The sequence below is a fragment of the Streptomyces sp. NBC_01092 genome (assembly GCF_045039535.1).
In the GTDB taxonomy this organism is placed as follows: domain Bacteria; phylum Actinomycetota; class Actinomycetes; order Streptomycetales; family Streptomycetaceae; genus Streptomyces.
This window is the reverse complement of record NZ_CP108659.1, coordinates 5127942-5147197: the sequence shown is the minus strand read 5'-3', so window position 1 is coordinate 5147197 and position 19256 is coordinate 5127942. Positions and strand designations below refer to the sequence as shown.

Sequence of the window (19256 nt, the reverse complement as noted above, 5' to 3'; positions counted from 1 at the left end):
GAGGGGTGCGGGTCGGCGTTGGGTGGTGATGCCCCTGTCGGGTGGGTGGGGGTTGGGGATGGCGGGGCCTGTCCTCGAACGCCGGATGGGCTGAGGGGTGCGGGTCGGCGTTGGGTGGTGATGCCCCTGTCGGGTGGGTGGGGGTTGGGGATGGCGGGGCCTGTCCTCGAACGCCGGATGGGCTGAGGGGTGCGGGTCGGCGTTGGGTGGTGATGCCCCTGTCGGGTGGGTGGGGGTTGGGGATGGCGGGGCCTGTCCTCGAACGCCGGATGGGCTGAGGGGTGCGGGTCGGCGTTGGGTGGTGATGCCCCTGTCGGGTGGGTGGGGGTTGGGGATGGCGGGGCCTGTCCTCGAACGCCGGATGGGCTGAGGGGTGCGGGTCGGCGTTGGGTGGTGATGCCCCTGTCGGGTGGGTGGGGGTTGGGGATGGCGGGGCCTGTCCTCGAACGCCGGATGGGCTGAGGGGTGCGGGTCGGCGTTGGGTGGTAACGCCCCTGCCGGGTGGGTGGGGGTTGGGGACGGCCCGACCCGCGCTGACAGGTCAAGCCTCTGCCGGTGGGTGGGCGCTGGGGACGGTGCGGTCATGTTCCCGAACGCTGGATGGCTGAACTAGGGCGCCAGGCGCGCCTGGCCAGTTCGTCGTAGGCCGGGTCAGGACATGCCGGTCGCCGTTGTGCGCGACGTGGTGCCCTCGCTACAGGAACGCCAGATTGACGACCCCATACGCCGCCGCTGCCACCAACGCCGCCGCCGGCATCGTGATGAACCAGCCGAGGACGATGTTCTTGGCCACGCCCCAGCGCACGGCGTTCACTCGCTTCGTTGCGCCGACGCCCATGATGGCCGAGGTGATGACGTGGGTCGTGGAGATGGGGGCCTTGAAGAGGAACGCCGTGGTGAACATGATCGACGCGCCGGTTGTTTCGGCGGCGAAGCCCTGCGGGGGGTCCAGTTCGATGATCTTGCGGCCCAGTGTGCGCATGATCCGCCAGCCGCCGGCGTACGTGCCGAGGGAGAGCATGACCGCGCAGACGATCTTGACCCAGATCGGGATCGGATCGCCGTAGTCCTCGACGTCGGCGATGACCAGGGCCATCACCACGATGCCCATGGTCTTCTGCGCGTCCTGGAGGCCGTGGCCGAGAGCCATGCCGGCCGCCGAGACCGTCTGCGCTATGCGGAAGCCGCGCTTGGCCTTGTGCGGGTTCGACCGGCGGAACATCCACATGATCGCCGTCATCACCAGGTAGCCCACGCACAGGCCCACGATCGGTGACACGAACATCGGGATGACGACCTTCTCCAGTACGCCGCTCCAGTACACGGTCGTGCCGCCGGCCAGCGCCGCTCCCACCATGCCGCCGAACAAGGCGTGGGAGGACGAGGACGGTAGGCCGTAGTACCAGGTGATCAGGTTCCAGGTGATCGCGCCCACCAGCGCCGCGAAGAGGATGCCCATCCCCTTCGAGCCCTCCGGCGTCTGAATCAGGCCCTCACTGACCGTTTTGGCGACGCCGGACCCCAGGAAGGCGCCGCCGAGATTCATCACCGCGGCCATCAGCAGCGCGGCCCGCGGTGTCAGTGCCCGCGTCGACACGGACGTCGCGATCGCGTTCGCCGAGTCGTGGAAGCCGTTGGTGTACGTGAAGAAGAGCGCGACCGCGATGGTCACGACCAGAGCGAAGGTGTCCATGGGAGGGTCTCAGGACTCCTTGACGGCGATGGTCTCCACCGTGTTCGCCACGTGCTCGAAGGCGTCCGCCGCTTCCTCCAGCACGTCCACGATCTGCTTGAGCTTGAGGACCTCTATCGCGTCGTACTTGCCGTTGAAGAGGTGGGCGAGAAGCTTGCGATGTATCTGGTCGGCCTGGTTCTCGAGGCGGTTGACCTCGATCCAGTACTCGGTCAGGTTGTCCATCGTACGCAGGTTCGGCATCGCCTCGGCCGTCAGGTCGGCCGCGCGCGCCAGCACCTCGATCTGCTGCTCGACGCCCTTGGGAAGTTCCTCGACGTTGTAGAGGACGACCAGGTCGACGGCTTCCTCCATGAAGTCCATGATGTCGTCGAGGCATGACGCGAGTTTGTAGATGTCCTCGCGGTCGAACGGCGTGATGAACGAGGAGTTCAACTGGTGGAAGATCGCGTGTGTGGCGTCGTCACCTGCGTGTTCCGCGGCCCTCATACGCTCTGCGATCTCGGCCCGGCCGGCGGAGTCCGCCCCGAGCAGTTCCATCAGGAGTTTCGAGCCCGTGACGATGTTGTCCGCGGATGCGGCAAACATGTCATAGAAGCTCGTCTCCCGGGGGGTCAGACGAAATCGCACGTGGGGTCCTCAAGAAGCATCGGTTTCGGTCAGGCTGATGCTAAGTGCATCATCCGGCCACGGCTAATGGGCCGTCCTCCAGTGTCGCCCATCAGTCACAGCGGTCGGCACGGGGGCTGCCCAGTGGTCCAGTCCAGCGTGTTCGGCCGGCCGCGGCGTCGGCCACAGGGCCTATACCCAGCAAAGTTCGGTACGATATACCCAGTAGGGGTATACGAAGCGGTCTACGTCTGGAGGACGCGATGACGACCACCGATGCCGGCGCTGGTGCGACCTCCGCCGCTGACCAGAAGCTGGAACCGGCCGCCGCGGAGGTCGTGACGGACCACGACCGGGGCATCCACGGCTACCACAAGCAGAAGGACGAGCACCTCAAACGACTGCGCCGCATCGAGGGCCAGATCCGGGGCCTGCAGCGCATGGTCGACGAGGACGTCTACTGCATCGACATACTCACGCAGGTCTCCGCCTCGACCAAGGCCCTGCAGTCCTTCGCCCTCCAGCTGCTGGAGGAACACCTTCGCCACTGCGTCGCCGACGCGGCCCTCAAGGGCGGTACGGAGATCGACGCGAAGGTCGAAGAGGCGACGAAGGCGATCGGCCGGCTCCTGAGGACGTGAGGTTCGCCTCACGCACCGGCCGCCGCGTCCCGTTCCTCGGCGACGCGCAGCACCTCGTCGATGTCCTCCAGGCTGAGCCGGTCCTCCCGGGCGGCCGAGGCAGCGATGATCAGTTCTCCGCACAGCTCGATCTCGGCGAGGGCCACGTTGTCCTGAACTGCCGTACCGCCGACCGGAGCCACGTGCATCACCTCTTCTCTGCCGTTACCGACTTCCTAGAGTAGGGAGCGGCCTACGCACCGCGCATGGCACGGACGGGCTAGTTCTTGACGCCCGTCACGCGCGCACGTACCGGCCTTCACTACTCGGCGATCTTGCCGGCGTAGATGTCGTCGGCGTCCGGCAACCGTACGTCGGCGGGTGCGCCGAAGTCGTACAGCAAGGTGGTCGAGGCGACGGCGACGGCGTCCTGCTGCTGTCCGTTGACGAAGCTGAAGCGGTGCCTGACCTTGCGGATCCGGCCGTCGTCGTCGAGGAAGACGTCGAACGGCACCTGATCCGTGGCGAACCCTTTCGCCGCCGCGGCCAGGGCCTGGGCGCTGCCGTCGGAGGCCTTCTGCGCGGCAACTCGCAGGTCAGCGGTGCCCCGGTAGTGCCGCACCGGCGTGCCGGCGACCTCCTCTTCGCCCACGTACGTCGCCTTGCGCGTCCCGCGCAGCACCTCGGCGGCGACGAACGGATCGGTGGCCCCGCCGGTGACGAGGTTCCCGTCGGACAGGGACCGGGTCTCCACGCGCACCCATTTGTCGGCGGGCACTCCGGCGCCGCGGTTCTTCATGAACAGCGCTCCGGGAGCGAGCAGCTCCGTGATCGGCCGGTGTGCGGTCGCGCCCGCGGGATCCTGGGGCAGCAGGACCTTCAGCCGTCCCACCTGCCTGCGGAAGTCGTACACGCCCTCGCCGCGGATGGTGACGCGGGTGCCGCCGGTGGCCATCTCCATGGACGTACGGGTCTTGGAACTCCGGGTGCCGACCAGCGCGTCGGCGGCGCGGCGTACGACCTCGACCGCGCTCTCGCCGTGTGCGTCCTCGCTGGCGGCCCCGGTCTGCGCGCATCCGCTGCCGGCCAGGCAGACACACAAGACCCCAGCCGCAACGCCCGCCCCGCGCCCTCTGTGCTGCTGCCGCTCCGTCATCGCCTGCCTACCCCCAGCCGGTACGTCCGTCACGGGCCCCCCGTCGTTCCGGTTAACGACCGGTAGGTGCCCCCGTCACGCACGCGGGAGGCGTTGCGCCTACTTGCTTTGGGTAACGTTGTGACCGTGGCGCAGCAGGATGGACCGACCTCTCCCATGAAACAGGGCAACCTCTCCGAGCACCGCACGTCGATGGTGGAGAAGGGGCCCTTCTGTTCGGCCCACTGCACCTGCGGCTGGCGGGGACCGGCGAGACGGGCGCGCAGCCTGGCGAGGACGGACGCGCAAGGCCACCTGCGGGGGTGAGACCGCCCGGAACAGCAGCGGGCCCGCCCCCCGGGAGCCGGGGGGCGGGCCCTTTAACTGCCTCGCGGTGGCACCGCCATGCAGCACCGCGAGGGGTCCGGTTACGGCTTAGCCGAAGCGGCCGGAGATGTAGTCCTCCGTGGCCTGGACCGACGGGTTGGAGAAGATGCGCTCCGTGTCGTCGATCTCGATCAGCTTGCCGGGCTGGCCGACGGCGGCGAGGTTGAAGAAGGCCGTGCGGTCCGAGACACGCGCCGCCTGCTGCATGTTGTGCGTCACGATGACGATCGTGAAGCGCTCCTTCAGCTCACCGATCAGGTCCTCGATGGCGAGGGTGGAGATCGGGTCCAGGGCCGAGCAGGGCTCGTCCATGAGCAGGACCTTCGGCTCGACCGCGATCGCGCGGGCGATGCAGAGGCGCTGCTGCTGACCGCCGGAGAGGCCGGAACCGGGCTTGTTCAGGCGGTCCTTCACCTCGTTCCAGAGGTTGGCACCCTTGAGGGACTTCTCCACGATGTCGTCCAGCTGCGACTTCTTCTTGGTGCCGATCAGCTTCAGACCGGCCGCGACGTTGTCGTAGACCGACATGGTGGGGAACGGGTTCGGGCGCTGGAACACCATGCCGACCTCACGCCGCACGGCGACCGGGTCGATGCCGGCGCCGTACAGGTTCTCGTCGTCGAGGAGGACCTTGCCCTCGACGCGGCCGCCCGGCGTGACCTCGTGCATGCGGTTGAGCGTGCGCAGGAAGGTGGACTTGCCGCAGCCGGACGGGCCGATGAAGGCCGTCACGGAGCGGGGCTCGACGGTCATCGAGATGTCCTCGACGGCAAGGAAGGAACTGTAGTAGGCGTTGAGGCCGCTGACATCAATGCGCTTGGCCATTTAGATCACTGCTTCTTTCGAATCCGAGTCGCTGACTGTTCAACTCTTTGGCCGCGTCAGCGACCGGTCTTGGGGGCCTTCCAGCGGGCGAGAGCCCGGGCCGCCAGGTTCAGGATCATCACGAAGATGATCAGGGTGAGGGCTGCGGCCCAGGCGCGGTCGATGCCCGCGTCCGATCCGGCGCTCAGCGAGTACTGCTGATAGATGTACAGCGGCAGCGACGCCTGCGCACCCTCGAAGGGGTTGTTGTTGATGAACGGGTTGCCGAACACCACCAGCAGCACGGGCGCGGTCTCGCCGGCGATACGGGCCACTGCCAGCATGATGCCGGTGGTGATACCGCCGATCGCGGTCGGCAGGACCACCTTCAGGATCGTGCGCCACTTCGGCACGCCGAGGGCCAAGGATGCCTCACGCAGCTCGTTCGGGACGAGCTTGAGCATCTCCTCGGTGGAGCGGACCACGATCGGCAGCATCAGGATCGTCAGCGCGAGAGCGCCGGCGAAGCCGGAGAAGTCCAGGCTGAAGGCGAGCAGGATGCTCAGGATGAACAGACCGGCGACGATCGACGGGATACCGGTCATCACGTCGACGAAGAAGGTGACGGCTCGGGCGAGGGCGCCGCGTCCGTACTCCACCAGGTAGATCGCGGTGAGCACACCGATCGGTGCGGCGATCAGGGTGGCGATGCCGACCTGCTCCAGGGTGCCGATGATGGCGGCGTAGACGCCGCCGCCCGGCTCGGAGTTGCCGACGACGCCCATCGAGTGGGTCAGGAAGTACGCGTCGAGGACCTTGACGCCGCGCACGACGGTCGCCCAGATCAGCGACGCGAGCGGCACCACGGCGAGCAGGAAGGCGACCCAGACCAGCGAGGTCGCGATGCGGTCCTTGGCCTGGCGGCGGTTCTCGACGACCGTCGAGATGACGTACGTACCGAGCACGTAGAGGATCGCGGCGATCAGGCCCCACTGGACCTTGCTGTCGAGCCCGAAGGCCAGGCCGAGGCCGATGGAGACCGCGAGTGAACCCGCGGCGATCCCCCACGGGGCCCACTTCGGCAGCTGGCCGCCCTTGAGGGAGTTGGGGCGCTTGGCGGTGACGGTGTGGCTCATGCGTTGGCCCCCGAGTACTCCTTGCGGCGGGCGATGATCATGCGGGCCGCGCCGTTGACCAACAAGGTGATGACGAACAGGACCAGACCGGAGGCGATCAGCGCGTCACGGCCGAACTCGTCCGCCTCGGGGAACTTGGCGGCGATGTTCTGGGCGAAGGTGCCGCCGCCCGGGTTGAGCAGGCTGGCGTGGATCAGGAAGTCCGGGGAGAGCACGGTGGCGACGGCCATCGTCTCGCCGAGCGCGCGCCCGAGGCCGAGCATCGAGGCGGAGATGACGCCGGAGCGGCCGAAGGGCAGCACGGACATGCGGATGACTTCCCAGCGCGTGGCGCCGAGGGCCAGGGCCGCCTCTTCGTGCATCTGCGGAACCTGGTTGAAGACCTCACGGCTCACGTTCGTGATGATCGGCAGGATCATGATCGCGAGCAGGATGCCGACGGTGAGCATCGTGCGCGCGGGGCCGTCGTCCCAGGAGAAGATGCCGGTCCAGCTGAAGTAGTCGTTCAGCCAGCCGAACAGGCCGTCCATCTGCGGTACGAGGATCAGGGCGCCCCAGAGGCCGTACACGATGGACGGTACGGCGGCGAGCAGGTCGATCACGTACGCGATCGGGCCGCCCAGCCTGCGGGGGGCGTAGTGGGTGATGAAGAGCGCGATCGCGACGCCGATCGGGACGGCGATGGCCATGGCGATGATCGAGGAGATGACCGTGCCGTAGGCCAGGACCGCGATGCCGAAGACCGGCGGCTTCGTGCCGGTGTTCCACTCGAAGGTCGTGAGGAAGTTGCCTTCGTCCTCGCTGATGGCGATGACGGCACGCCAGGTGAGGAAGGCCGCGATCGCGGCCATGACGACCAGCAGGAAAATGCCCGACCCTCGGGCGAGACCGAGGAAGATCCGGTCTCCGGGGCGGGTTGCGCCGCGGACGGCACGCTTGTGCGCGCCATCAGACGGCTGAGGCGCGGGGGGAGGTGTGTCTTGGGTGGTTATGTCCATCGGGTTCTCCGGTCTGCGGACCTGTACTCGACGTACGGATCCATGGCGGCGGTGCACCGGACGGTGCGGCCCGGTCCTCAGTGGGACCGGGCCGCACGCTCAGATCAGCTCAGGCCCGCGACCGTGGTGCGGACCTTGGAGATGATGTCGGCGGGGATCGGGGCGTAGGAGTTCTCGGCGAGAACGCCCTGCCCGTCCTCGCTGGCGATGTAGGTCAGGAACGCCTTGACGGTCGGCAGCGTCTCGGGCTTGTTGCCCTTGTTGCAGACGATCTCGTACGTGACCAGGGTGATCGGGTAGGCGCCGTCGGCCTTGGTCGTGTAGTTGATCTCGAGCGCGAGGTCCTGGCCGGTGCCGACGACCTTGGCGTCCGCGATGGCGGCGGTGGCGGTCTCGGAGGAGGGCTTGACCGGCTCGGCGGCGCCCGTGTCGATGGCGACGGACGTCAGGTCCTTGGCGTACGACTCCTCCATGTAGCTGATGGCGCCGGGGGTCTGCTTGACCGCCTGGGCGACACCGGAGGAGCCCGACGCGGCCTGGCCGCCCGGAGCGGTCCACGCCTTGCCGCCCTCGAACTTCCAGTTGTCCGGGGTGGCGGCCGTCAGGTACTTGGTGAAGTTGTCCGTGGTGCCGGACTCGTCCGAGCGGTGGAACGCCTGGATCTTGGTGCTGGGCAGCTTCGCGTCGGGGTTCAGCGCCTTGATCGCGGCGTCGTCCCAGGTCTTGATGTCGCCCTTGAAGATCTTGGCGATCGTCGGCGCGTCGAGAACGAGGTTGTCGACACCGTCGACGTTGTAGGCGAGGGCGATGGCGCCGCCGACCATCGGGAGGTCGATGCCCTGGCCGCCGTCGGTGCACGCGGTCTTCTTGGACTCGGCGACCTCCTCCGGCTTCAGCGCGGAGTCCGAGCCGGCGAAGGCGACGGTGCCCTGGTTGAACGCGGTGACACCGGCGCCGGAGCCGCCGCCCTTGTAGTTGATCTGGACGCCCTGGCAGGCGGCCGAGAACTGCTTGACCCAGGCGTCGATGGCGTTCTTCTGCGCGGACGAGCCGTCGGCCAGCAGCTGGCCCTTGGCGTCGTCGCACTTGATGGAGCCGGCGGCGGCGGACGAGGTGGAGTCCCCGCCGCTCGCGTTGCCAGTGTCGTCCGAGCCGCACGCCGTGAGGGCCAGGGCGCCGGAGACGGCGAGAGCGCCGAGAGCGAGGACGCGCCGGTTCTTGCGCTGAAGCTTCACTTGAGGGATTTCCTTCCAGGAGCCGCCGTCCTGAAAATCCGGCGGCGTGCGAAGAACGGGTGATGCGGACGCGTCACCCGGGGCGCGGTCCGTCATCTTGCACGGCCGAAATTAGGCAGATCAGGTGAAGGCGCCGAAGGGCGTAAATGAACGGGGGGTGAACCCCTAGGTACGGCTGGGTGAGGTAACGGAACGCTTACGTTGAGGACACGGGTGTATTCCGAGGCTTTGTCGGGGTTGATTCGGACTATGCCAGCCGCAGCGACTGCAACAGGGAGTCCACGAGGGAGCGGTCCCTCGGTTGGGTCAGACGCACCCGGGCGGCCGTCGGGGAGAGCCACAGGAGGCGGTCCACCTCCGCGTTGGGGGCGAAGGCCCCGGGGCCCGCCTCGGCCGCCCAGTAGCGGACCTGCTTGGGTCTGCCGTTGGCGAGATAGCGCATCGTCGGCAGCTGGGCGCCGGGCTCGGCGGAGTGTCCCGTCTCCTCCGCCACCTCGCGCAGAGCGCCCGCGAGGGGGTCCTCGCCGCGCTTCAACTTGCCCTTCGGGTGCGACCAGTCGTCGTACTTCGGTCGGTGGACCAGACATATCTCCAGCTCACCGTCTACCGGCGAACGGCGCCACAGGACGCAGCCGGCCGCACGGACAATCAGGTCGTTCGCGGGAGTCACCGGGGGTTTGCCTCCTTCGGGATGACCTGTGGTCTCAGGGGTTCCCAGGGCGTGCCTCAGGGTCGCCAAGGCGTGCCGACCGTCTGCATCTGCCAGGACTGCTGGAACGCGAACCGCGCCGCCTCCACCTCGTGCCGCTGGTCGGCGTGCAGGACGCCGAGGGCGTACGCCGTCGCCGGGGCGATGCGCGGGGTGCGCGCCGCCTGGGCCGCCGCGGCCGCCGCCTCGGAGGCGTCGCGGTGCCGGTTGAGGGCCTGGCCGGCCGCCAGCAGCCGTACGTCCACCTGCGCGGAGTCGCCGTGGAGGACCTCGCGGGCATAGCGGTGCAGGCGCAGCAGCAGGCGGACCTGGTGCCAGGGCGCGTCCTGCGGATGCGGGGCGGGGTCCGGGGAGAGGCCGTGGATCAGGGCCTCCGCGTTATAGGGGTGGCCGGCGGTCACCAGGGGCAGCGCCGCCACCGCGTCGGTGAGCCGCTCCTCGGCCGCGGCCGCGAGGGGGCGCAGGTCGGCGGTCGGCGCGGCCGGGGTGAGGGGGACCTCGCTGGCCAGTACGGCGATGCTGTCGGCGACCGCGTGGAAGCGGCTGCTGCCGAGGGCCTGGAGGGCGCTGGAGTGCGCGCGGGTCCGGGCCAGGGTCAGCTGGCGCTCCAGCAGGGCGCCCGCTTTGGCCGCGCCCACCGTGAGGTTGCCGCGCTCCGGGGCCGCCGCCGGGTGGGGCGGGGGACCGGTGTCGCCGGCTGCCGCCTTCTGCGGGGCGCCGCGGCCGCCCGCGGTCCCTTCCGCCTCGCCGGGCATGCCGATCACGCCCGCCTGCGCGGGCAGTACGGCCGCCCCCGACAGCCGGTGCAGCGCCAGCAGCAGGCGCTCCAGCCGGGCCGCGTAGGCGTGTTCCATCGCGAGCGTGCCGGAGAGCCAGGCCAGTTCGGGGCGGATGGCCTCCGACCAGTCGGCGTCCAGCAGCGGCCGGAACGTGTGCAGGCTGGCGCTGATACGGCGGGCCGAGCGGCGCAGGGCCCGTGCCGCGTCGACGGCCTCCTGCGAGCCGTTGTCCCCGACGCGCGCCTTGGCTCGCGCCGGGCCACCCGCGTCGCCGCCGGTCTCCCGGTGCAGACGCAGGGCTCGGAGGAACTCCGTGGCCTGGGCGCGCAGGTAGCACGCGAGGGCGTCCCCGGACACCGCCCGGGCCGTGGGGTCCGTCGGATCAAGGTGTTGCTGTGCCACGCCGGCGCCTCCGGGCGTCTATGAGCATCTCCTGGACGTTGCGCAGGGGCTGGCCTTCCGCGTCCGTCGCGTGCCGGGTCCACTCGCCGTCCGGGCCCAGGTGCCAGGACGCGGTCGTGTCGGACATACCGGTCTCCAGGAGCCGGTTCAGCGCGGCGCGGTGGGCCGGGTCGGTGACCCTGACCAGGGCCTCGATACGGCGGTCGAGGTTGCGGTGCATCATGTCGGCGCTGCCGATCCACACCTCGGGTTCGCCGCCGTTGCCGAAGCCGAAGACCCGGGAGTGTTCGAGGAAGCGGCCGAGGATCGAGCGGACGCGGATGTTCTCCGACAGTCCGGTCACGCCCGGGCGGATCGCGCAGATGCCGCGGACCCAGATGTCGACCGGCACGCCCGCCTGGGACGCGCCGTAGCAGGCGTCGATGATCGCCTCGTCGACGATGGAGTTGACCTTGATGCGGATGTAGGCGGGACGCCCGGCACGGTGGTGCTGGACCTCCTTGTTGATCCGCGAGACCAGACCGTCGCGCAGGGACTTGGGGGCGACCAGGAGGCGCCGGTAGGTCTCCCGGCGCGAGTAGCCGGACAGCCGGTTGAACAGGTCGGACAGGTCCGCGCCGACCTGCGGGTCGGCCGTCAGCAGGCCCAGGTCCTCGTACAGCCGGGCCGTCTTCGGGTGGTAGTTGCCCGTGCCGACGTGGCCGTAGCGCCGCAGCGTCTCGCCCTCCTGGCGGACCACGAGCGACAGCTTGCAGTGCGTCTTCAGGCCGACGAGGCCGTACACCACATGGCAGCCGGCCTCCTCCAGCTTGCGCGCCCACTTGATGTTGGCGTGCTCGTCGAAGCGGGCCTTGATCTCGACCAGCACGAGGACCTGCTTGCCGGCCTCGGCGGCGTCGATGAGCGCGTTGACGATCGGGGAGTCGCCGGAGGTCCGGTACAGGGTCTGCTTGATCGCGAGGACGTCCGGGTCGTCGGCCGCCTGCTCCAGGAACGCCTGCACGGAGGTGGAGAAGGAGTCGTACGGGTGGTGCAGCAGCACGTCCCGGTTGCGCAGCGCGGCGAAGATGTCCGGCGCGGACGCCGACTCGACCTCGGCGAGATCGCGATGGGTGCCCGCGATGAACTTCGGGTACTTCAGCTCGGGCCGGTCGATGGAGGCGATGCGGAAGAGGCCGGTGAGGTCCAGGGGGCCGGTCAGCGGGTAGACCTCGGCCTCGCTGATCTTCAGCTCGCGCACCAGCAGGTCCAGGACCTCCTGGTTGATGTTCTCCTCGACCTCCAGGCGCACCGGCGGGCCGAAGCGGCGCCGCATGAGCTCCTTCTCCAGGGCCTGCAGGAGGTTCTCGGCGTCGTCCTCCTCGACCTCCAGGTCCTCGTTGCGGGTGACCCGGAAGGCGTGGTGCTCCATCACCTCCATGCCCGGGAACAGCTCCTCCAGGTGGGCGCCGATGACGTCCTCCAGCGGGACGAACCGGCCGGGGGAGGCCTCCAGGAAGCGGGAGAGCAGCGGCGGCACCTTCACGCGGGCGAAGTGCGGCGTGCCGGTGACGGGGTTGCGGACCCGTACGGCCAGGTTCAGGGACAGGCCGGAGATGTACGGGAACGGGTGCGCGGGGTCGACCGCCAGCGGGGTCAGGACCGGGAAGATCTGGTGCCGGAAGAGCGTGAAGAGGCGGGCCTGCTCCTTCTCGGTCAGCTCCTTCCAGCGGACCAGGTGGATGCTCTCCTCCGCGAGTGCGGGGGCGACGTCCTCGTGGTAGCAGGCGGCGTGCCGCGCCATCAGCTCGCGGGAGCGGGCCCAGATCATCTCCAGGACCTCGCGGGGCTGCAGGCCGGACGCGGACCGGGTGGCGACACCGGTCGCGATACGGCGCTTCAGTCCGGCCACGCGGACCATGAAGAACTCGTCGAGGTTGCTGGCGAAGATCGCCAGGAAGTTGGCGCGCTCCAGCAGCGGGGTGTTCGGGTCCTCGGCGAGTTCGAGGACGCGTTCGTTGAACGCGAGCCAGCTGCGCTCCCGGTCCAGGAACCGGCCCTGGGGCAGCTGGACACCTTCGACCTCGGTGACCTCGTACGCGTCGAGGTCGGCGTCGATGTCCGGCTCCAGGTCGGAGACGACCGCCGAGGTGACCGTGTGCGGGCGATGTGCCGCGATGGAGCCGACGGAGGGCTGCGGGTGCTGGACCTGGGCATGGGCGTTCGAGGACTGGCTCATATGCCCATTGTTCCGCGTGTCGACGCTTATGGGCGCGTCGGAACGCGCGGGCGGGAGTGTCGCGGGGAGGCGTCGTGCGTCCCCGTTCCTCGCGCTCCCCTGCGCGGGAACCGAAGGCTCTGGCACGGCGGCGGTCATTGGCCGAGCCTCGCAAGTCCGTCTGAACCAATGGTTACGGAGACATGGCGTGTGGGATAGCGGGGGGCGGCTCGCGGACGTCTACGTGGTCGCACGTATGTCCAGACCGCACGCCCCTCCCCCCGTGAAGGGGCGTGCGGCGCGATCTACGGCAGCCGGCGGTGCAGCAGCCGGAAGGCGGCGAGGGTCGCGGCGGCGGCCACGGCGAGGAGGATGCCGGTCTCGACGTACTGGATCGGCCAGAAGTGGGACTCGGGGTGGTACGTCGCCGTGATGTGCCGGACGCCGTCCGTGACCTTGGTGTCCCAGTCCGCCACGAAGGTCGAGCGGGGCACTTCGAGGTCACCGGTCGCGGTGCGGGTGACCTTGGGCCACAGGTCCTCGCGGAGGCGTTCCATCACGACGCAAGTGACGAGCGAGGCCGCGAAACCCATCGCGGCGGCGGGCAGGGCGCGCCGCCACACCAGCCCGGCGAGCGCGCCGAGGGCGAGGCCGGCCAGGACGTAGGCGACGGCCGCCGGGCCCGTCCCGACGAAGACGTCCGTGTAGTACCAGTCCCCGACCAGGTCTGGGGTGCTGTCCCCGCGCGCCCAGTTGTTCAGCAGCACGATCGTGCCGGTGCCGGTGGCGAGCAGGACGGCCGGGACGGCGAGCTTGGCGGCCAGCCAGCGGGCCGGGGTGACCGACTGGGTCCAGGCGAGCCACGCGGTGCCGTTCTCCAGCTCGCGTCCGATGAGCGCGGCGCCTGCCCAGGCGGCCACGGGGAGGATCGCGTAGGTCAGGGCACTGGTGGCCAGCTCGATCCAGCCGGCGTAGACGTCGTCCACGGTGACCGACTCCAGGGACGCGCAGCCGGGGAAGCCGTCGTGGGCCGGTGTGCTGCACGGGACGTTGCCCTTGCGGGCCTCGTCGCCGATGGCGTGCAGCCAGATCAGCAGGACGGTGGCGGCGGCCAGGGCCAGCCCCCAGAAGATCAGGGCGGTGCGGTGCACCCGCAGGACGGTCCAGACCAGGCCCCGCGGCCCGCGCGGGGTGCGGTCGGCCGGGGCGGTCGTGGCGGTGAGCGCGGCGGTCATACGGCGGCTCCGGTACGCCGCTTCAGCACCCGGAAGGCGATCAGGGCCGCCAGGGCGGCGACGGCGAGGATGACGCCCGTCTCCATCAGCTGCAGGGGCCAGAAGTGGGAGGACGGGTGGTAGTCGCGGTAGAAGCCGACGATGTCGTGGGCGGCCAGGCACTTGGCGTCGTCGACGCAGATGGGGTCCGGGACGCGGGCGCCGGTGGAGGTGAGCGCGCCCTCGCCGAGGACCATGCCGATGTACTCGGGGTACTCGTCCTTGTTCGTCATCGTCGCGACGGGCCACAGGTGCGGGCGCAGGCTGCCGAGCGCGGACGACAGGAGCGCCAGGGCGACGACCGCCGTGCCGAGCGCGGGCAGGGAGCGGCGGTGGAGCAGGCCCGCGAGGACGCCGACGGCCAGGCCGAGCAGGGCGTAGGCGGAGGCGAGGGTGCCGTTGGCGGCGAAGGTGGTGCTCTCGTACCAGTCCCGAGAGTTCAGCGCCGTGCGCAGCGAGCCGTCCGCCGACCACACCATGCGGTGCAGCAGCGTGAGCAGGAGCGTGCCGGAGACCAGCAGGGCGGCCGGGACGGCGAGCTTGGCGGCCAGCCAGCGGGCCGGGGAGACGGACTGGGTCCACGCCAACTGGGCGGTACCGCTTTCCAGTTCACGTCCGATGAGCGCCCCGCCGGCCCAGGCGGCGGCGAGGTAGGGGACGAGGCCGAGGATTCCGGCGCCGACGCTGACGGCGGTGTCGTACCGGGCGTAGGCGTCGCCCGTGGAGTCGCAGCCCAGGCCCGGCTGCCCCGAGTCGCACCCCATCCTGCGGAACTCGGCCCAGGCGGCGTCCGCGCCCGGACCGTACGCCCACAGCAGGGTGCCCGCTCCGACGACCACCAGCATCACCCAGAACCACAGCGCCGAGCGGTGCACCCGCAGCATGGCCCAGAGCAGTCCGCGCGGCCCCCGGGAGGAGGTGACGGAGGCGGCGGGCTTGTCGATGGTCACGGCGGTCATACGGCGGCCTCCCGCGCGTCGTCGAGGTGGAGAGCCGGGGCCTGCGGGGCGCGCAGGTGCGCCAGGACCAGCTCCTCCAGGGTCGGGGCGGTGGTCTGCCAGCCGTCGCCGAGGGAGCCTTCGGGCCGTATCAGTGCGGTGAGTTGGCGACCGGTGGTGCGGGACTCGATCACGGTGTGCGCGTCCAGGGAGGCGTCGGCGCGGCCGGTGATGAGTCGGTGCGCGGCGAGCAGGTCGTCCAGCGGGCCCGCGAGGCGGACGCGGCCGGCGCCGAGCAGCAGGAGGTGGTCGCAGGCGCCGTCGAGCTCGGCCACGACATGCGAGGACATGACAACCGTGGTGCCGTGCTCGGCGGCGTCCGCCATCAGCGCCGCCATCAGCTGATGCCGGGCGAGCGGGTCGAGGTCGGCCATCGCCTCGTCCAGGAGCAGCAGTTCGGGGCGCTTGCCGAGGGCGAGGGCGAGCGCGACGCGGGTGCGCTGGCCGCCGGAGAGCGTGCGGATCTTGGCGTCCGGTTCGAGGTCGCCCTCGGCGACGATCCGCTGCGCGACCCGGTCGTCCCAGCGGCGGGGGTTCAGCTCGCGGCCGAAGCGCAGGGTGTCGGCGACGGTGAGCTGGGGGTGCAGGGGCTTGTCCTGGGCGAGGTAGGCGACCCGCTCACGGACGGCCGCCGGGGCCTGACCGAAGACGGTGAGCGTGCCGTCGGTGGGGCGCAGCAGCCCGGCGGCGAGCGAGAGCAGGGTCGACTTGCCCGCGCCGTTCGGCCCGACGACCGCGCAGATGCTGCCCGCCGGGAGCCGGAAGGAGCAGTCGTCCAGCGCCTGCTTGCGGCGCCGGCCGAACCCCTTGCTCAGCGCGGCCGCCTCGATGGCGGTCTCGGTCATGACTCGTCCCCCTTGAAGTGCGTGTCCAGTACGGAAGTGAAGAGCGCGTCCACGTCGTCGCGGTCCAGCCCGGCCTCGCGGGCCCGTGCTGCCCAGGCGTCCAGTTCGGCGCGCAGCGGCGAGTCCGCCGGCGCGGTGTTCAGTCCGCGTCGCACGAACGTGCCGAGTCCCCGCCGTGCCTCGACCAGGCCTTCGCGTTCCAGTTCGCGGTAGGCCTTGAGCACGGTGTTGGGGTTGATGGCGGTCGCCTCGACGACCTCACGGGCCGTGGGCAGCTTGTCGCCCGGCTCCAACAGGCCCAGTCTCAGGGCCTGTTTGGTCTGCTGGACGATCTGCACGTAGGTGGCGACGCCGGAGCGCCGGTCGATGCGGTACTCGACCATCCGTTCCACCACCCTTTCACTAATTGAGTAGTGAAAGGGTGGTCCAAAAAAAGGGGCGGCGTCAAGGTCGCCGCCCCTTATGCGTCAGAAGTCAGGTTGTGTCGGATCCCGGCTGTCAGGTCTCGGTCCGGTACATGAGGTCCGTCTCGTACGTCGTGAATCCGAGCCGCTCGTACACCGACACCGCCGCCTTGTTGTCCGCGTCGACATAGAGCATCGCCGTGGGCAGACCCTGGGCCGCCAGGTGCCGCAGGCCGATCGTCGTCAGGGCCTTGCCCAGGCCGCCGCCCTGGGCGCCCGGGCGTACGCCGAGGACGTACACCTCGCCGAGCCCCTCCTCCGCGTGGACCTTCGTCCAGTGGAAGCCGATGAGTTCACCGGCCCGCTCCGCCAGGAAGAACCCCGCCGGGACGAACCACGCCTCGGCCTTGCGGTCGTCGAGGTCGCGCTGGGCGAGGGAGCCCTGCTCGGGGTGGTGGGCGAAGGCGGCGGCGTTCACGGCGAGCCAGGCCGCGTCGTCCTGGCCGGGCACGAAGGTGCGGACCGTGACGCCCTCGGGGAGCACCGGGTCGGGCAGGTTCAGGTCCGCGAGCGGGCGGCGCATCTGGCGCAGTTCGCGGAACAGGGTCAGGCCCAGGACCTGGGAGAGATGGCGGGCCGCGGAGTGGCCGCCGTGGGCCCACACCCGCAGCCGCTTGCCGGACGCGCCGAGCAGGGCCGAGCCCAGCGCGCGGCCGTGCCCGTGACCGCGGTGCGAGGGGTGGACGACCAGCTCGGCGGCCGGGGCCTCGACCGGGTCGGTGTCCTCCAGCTGGGCGTAGCCGACGAGTTCCTCGCCGACGGTCAGCAGCAGATGCGAGACGCCTTCGCGCTCCCCTCCGCGCAGCTGGAGCCGCCCCTGCTCGGACACCGCCTGCTGCCCGTCGTTCCGGGCGGCCTCCGCCAGCAGCTCCAGTACGGCCTCGGTCTGCTCGGGGGAGAGCGCGGAGTAGGTCTCGATGGCGCGGATGGGGAGGGGGTGTGCGGTGTCGTCGCTGGTCATGCGTACGAGGGTAAGGCGCGGTCCGGGCAAAGTCCCGGCACAGAAGCAATCAAGGTGTAACCCGGAACCCCCTGTCGTGCTACGCGCGTTGACTCTAGGCTGCCGCCCGACGGGGCCATGTCACCTACGACCCACAGGGGGGCGGATGTCAGCCACATCCCACCAGCACCGCAGACGCCGTACGTACGCGTTCGTCGCGACCGCGGCCGCACTCGCCACGGCCGGCGCGCTCGCCGCCGCGCTTCCCGCGACGGCGTCGGCGGGGGAGAGCTCGCAGAAGCACGGCGGCGGGGACCACTTCAGCCGCTACCAGGACGTCCAGCTGCTGTCCTTCAACGACCTGCACGGCAACCTGGAGCCGCCGGCGGGCTCCTCCGGCCGGGTCACCGAGCTGCAGGCGGACGGCACGACCAAGACCATCGACGCGGGCGGCGTGGAGTACCTCGCCACGCACCTGCGCCAGGCCCGCGAGGGCAACAAGTACTCCATCACCGCGGCCGGCGGCGACATGGTCGGCGCCTCGCCGCTGATCTCGGGCCTCTTCCACGACGAGCCCACCATCGACGCGCTGAACAAGCTCGACCTGGACGTCACCTCGGTCGGCAACCACGAGTTCGACGAGGGCCCGAAGGAACTGGCCCGCCTGCAGAACGGCGGCTGCCACCCGACGGCCGGCTGCTACACGGACAAGGAGTTCGAGGGCGCCGACTTCCCCTACCTCGCCGCGAACGTCCTCGACGAGAAGACCGGCAAGCCGATCCTCAAGCCCTACTGGGTGTGGAAGAAGCGGGACGTCAAGGTCGGCTTCATCGGCGTGACCCTGGAGGACACCCCGGGCGTCGTCTCCGCCGAGGGCGTCAAGGGCCTGAAGTTCAAGGACGAGGTCGAGACGATCAACAAGTACGCCAAGGTGCTCCAGCGCCAGGGCGTGAAGTCGATCGTCGCGCTCATCCACGAGGGCGGCCTCCCGGCCTCGGGCGCGTACAACTACAACTGCGACTCACCGGGCGCGGGCGACGGCATCTCCGGTCCGATCGCCGACATCGCCAAGAACATCACGCCGTCCGTGGACGCGCTGGTGACGGGCCACACGCACGCGGCCTACGTCTGCACGATCCCCGACCCGTCGGGCAAGCCCCGCATGGTCACCTCGGCGGCGTCCTTCGGCCGGCTCTACACCGACACCACGCTGACGTACGACCGCTTCACCGGCGACATCGCGCGTACGGCCGTGAAGTCCGCGAACCACGTGGTCACCCGGGACGTCGCCAAGGCGCCCGACATGACCTCGCTGATCTCGCAGTGGAACACCCTCGCGGCGCCCATCGGCAACCGTGCGATCGGCCACATCTCCGCCGACATCCCGAGCTCCGGCACCGAGTCCCCGCTCGGCGACCTGATCGCGGACGCGCAGCTGGCGTACGGCAAGGAGCTGGACCCGGAGGCGGACCTGGCGCTGATGAACCCCGGCGGCATCCGGGCGCCGCTGACCTTCGCGGCCAAGGGCGCCGAGGGCGACGGCGTGGTGACCTACGCCGAGGGCTTCACGGTGCAGCCGTTCTCCAACACGGTCAACCTCCAGGACCTCACCGGCGCGCAGCTGGTCCAGGTGCTCAAGGAGCAGGTCAGCGGCACGAACGCGGCCTCCCCGAAGATCCTCCAGATCTCGTCCGGTCTGACCTACACGCTGGACCTGACCAAGTCGGGCGCCGACCGTGTGGTGACGGACTCGATCAAGCTGAACGGCGCGGCGATCAACCCCACGGCCACCTACCGCGTCGCGATGAACAACTTCCTCGCGGGCGGCGGCGACGGCTTCCCGACGCTGGGTCAGGGCACCAACGACCTGGTCGGCACGGACGATCTGACGGTGCTGGAGAAGTTCCTGACGGCCAACTCCTCGGCGACGAACCCGATTACGCCGCCGAAGGCCGACCGGATCACGATCGTGAGCTAGATCGCATACCCCGGGAACGGGTTGCGGGTGGGGGAGGTACGCATGTTCGGATG

At 70.0% G+C, this 19256-nt stretch carries 18 protein-coding genes; 2 read left to right on the top strand and 16 right to left on the bottom strand.

The genetic code is table 11. From position 1 onward, the window contains the following. Nucleotides 1–694 precede the first annotated feature (694 nt). A complete protein-coding gene (locus OG254_RS23205) occupies nt 695–1693 on the bottom strand; it encodes an anion permease (protein ID WP_405584869.1) in 999 nt (332 codons plus the stop codon). 9 nt (nt 1694–1702) lie between these two features. After that, nucleotides 1703–2323, bottom strand: coding sequence for a DUF47 domain-containing protein (locus tag OG254_RS23200; protein ID WP_405584866.1), 621 nt, complete (start codon nt 2321–2323; stop codon nt 1703–1705). A gap of 242 nt (nt 2324–2565) precedes the next feature. Between OG254_RS23200 and OG254_RS23195 the strand changes: the two genes are divergently transcribed. Continuing rightward, nucleotides 2566–2943, top strand: a complete 378-nt coding sequence (locus OG254_RS23195; RefSeq protein ID WP_405584864.1) for a metal-sensitive transcriptional regulator — start codon at nt 2566–2568, stop codon at nt 2941–2943. Between the two features lie 8 nt (nt 2944–2951). Here the strand turns inward: OG254_RS23195 and OG254_RS23190 are convergent, their stop codons facing one another. From OG254_RS23190 to mshD, 14 genes are all read right to left on the bottom strand, one after another. Then, on the bottom strand, nt 2952–3131 hold the full coding sequence (locus tag OG254_RS23190; RefSeq protein ID WP_148000123.1) for a hypothetical protein: 180 nt from the start codon (nt 3129–3131) through the stop codon (nt 2952–2954). A gap of 113 nt (nt 3132–3244) precedes the next feature. Further along, nucleotides 3245–4078, bottom strand: a complete 834-nt coding sequence (locus OG254_RS23185; protein WP_405584861.1) for a hypothetical protein — start codon at nt 4076–4078, stop codon at nt 3245–3247. A gap of 414 nt (nt 4079–4492) precedes the next feature. Beyond that, entirely contained in the window at nt 4493–5269 is a 777-nt protein-coding gene (gene pstB, locus OG254_RS23180) for a phosphate ABC transporter ATP-binding protein PstB (RefSeq protein ID WP_405584858.1), read from the bottom strand. Between the two features lie 56 nt (nt 5270–5325). Next, on the bottom strand, nt 5326–6384 hold the full coding sequence (gene pstA, locus OG254_RS23175; protein WP_405584855.1) for a phosphate ABC transporter permease PstA: 1059 nt from the start codon (nt 6382–6384) through the stop codon (nt 5326–5328). After that, nucleotides 6381–7382 (bottom strand): phosphate ABC transporter permease subunit PstC, encoded by a 1002-nt coding sequence (gene pstC / locus OG254_RS23170; RefSeq protein WP_405584852.1) that lies wholly within the window; start codon nt 7380–7382, stop codon nt 6381–6383. Before pstC ends, pstA begins: the two co-directional genes overlap by 4 nt. A gap of 104 nt (nt 7383–7486) precedes the next feature. Then, nucleotides 7487–8617 carry a phosphate ABC transporter substrate-binding protein PstS gene (gene pstS, locus OG254_RS23165; RefSeq protein ID WP_405584849.1) on the bottom strand — a complete coding sequence of 377 codons (1131 nt, stop codon included), beginning with the start codon at nt 8615–8617 and terminating at the stop codon, nt 7487–7489. Nucleotides 8618–8864: 247 nt separating this feature from the next. Then, nucleotides 8865–9287 carry an NUDIX hydrolase gene (locus OG254_RS23160; protein ID WP_405584847.1) on the bottom strand — a complete coding sequence of 141 codons (423 nt, stop codon included), beginning with the start codon at nt 9285–9287 and terminating at the stop codon, nt 8865–8867. Nucleotides 9288–9343: 56 nt separating this feature from the next. Further along, nucleotides 9344–10507, bottom strand: coding sequence for a CHAD domain-containing protein (locus OG254_RS23155; protein WP_405584844.1), 1164 nt, complete (start codon nt 10505–10507; stop codon nt 9344–9346). Beyond that, complete coding sequence (locus OG254_RS23150; RefSeq protein ID WP_405584842.1) at nt 10488–12725, bottom strand: RNA degradosome polyphosphate kinase; 2238 nt, start codon at nt 12723–12725, stop codon at nt 10488–10490. Before OG254_RS23150 ends, OG254_RS23155 begins: the two co-directional genes overlap by 20 nt. A gap of 284 nt (nt 12726–13009) precedes the next feature. Then, a complete protein-coding gene (locus OG254_RS23145) occupies nt 13010–13939 on the bottom strand; it encodes a hypothetical protein (protein WP_405584840.1) in 930 nt (309 codons plus the stop codon). Beyond that, entirely contained in the window at nt 13936–14937 is a 1002-nt protein-coding gene (locus tag OG254_RS23140) for an ABC transporter permease (protein WP_405584837.1), read from the bottom strand. Before OG254_RS23140 ends, OG254_RS23145 begins: the two co-directional genes overlap by 4 nt. Then, nucleotides 14934–15821: an ABC transporter ATP-binding protein gene (locus tag OG254_RS23135; protein WP_405584834.1), complete on the bottom strand. Its 888-nt coding sequence runs from the start codon at nt 15819–15821 to the stop codon at nt 14934–14936. Before OG254_RS23135 ends, OG254_RS23140 begins: the two co-directional genes overlap by 4 nt. Beyond that, complete coding sequence (locus OG254_RS23130; protein WP_148000112.1) at nt 15818–16204, bottom strand: GntR family transcriptional regulator; 387 nt, start codon at nt 16202–16204, stop codon at nt 15818–15820. Before OG254_RS23130 ends, OG254_RS23135 begins: the two co-directional genes overlap by 4 nt. 115 nt (nt 16205–16319) lie before the next feature. Continuing rightward, nucleotides 16320–17246: a mycothiol synthase gene (gene mshD / locus OG254_RS23125; protein WP_405584831.1), complete on the bottom strand. Its 927-nt coding sequence runs from the start codon at nt 17244–17246 to the stop codon at nt 16320–16322. 145 nt (nt 17247–17391) lie between these two features. On the opposite strand from mshD, the gene OG254_RS23120 reads away from it, so the two are divergent. After that, entirely contained in the window at nt 17392–19203 is a 1812-nt protein-coding gene (locus tag OG254_RS23120) for a bifunctional metallophosphatase/5'-nucleotidase (RefSeq protein WP_405584828.1), read from the top strand. Nucleotides 19204–19256 lie beyond the last annotated feature (53 nt).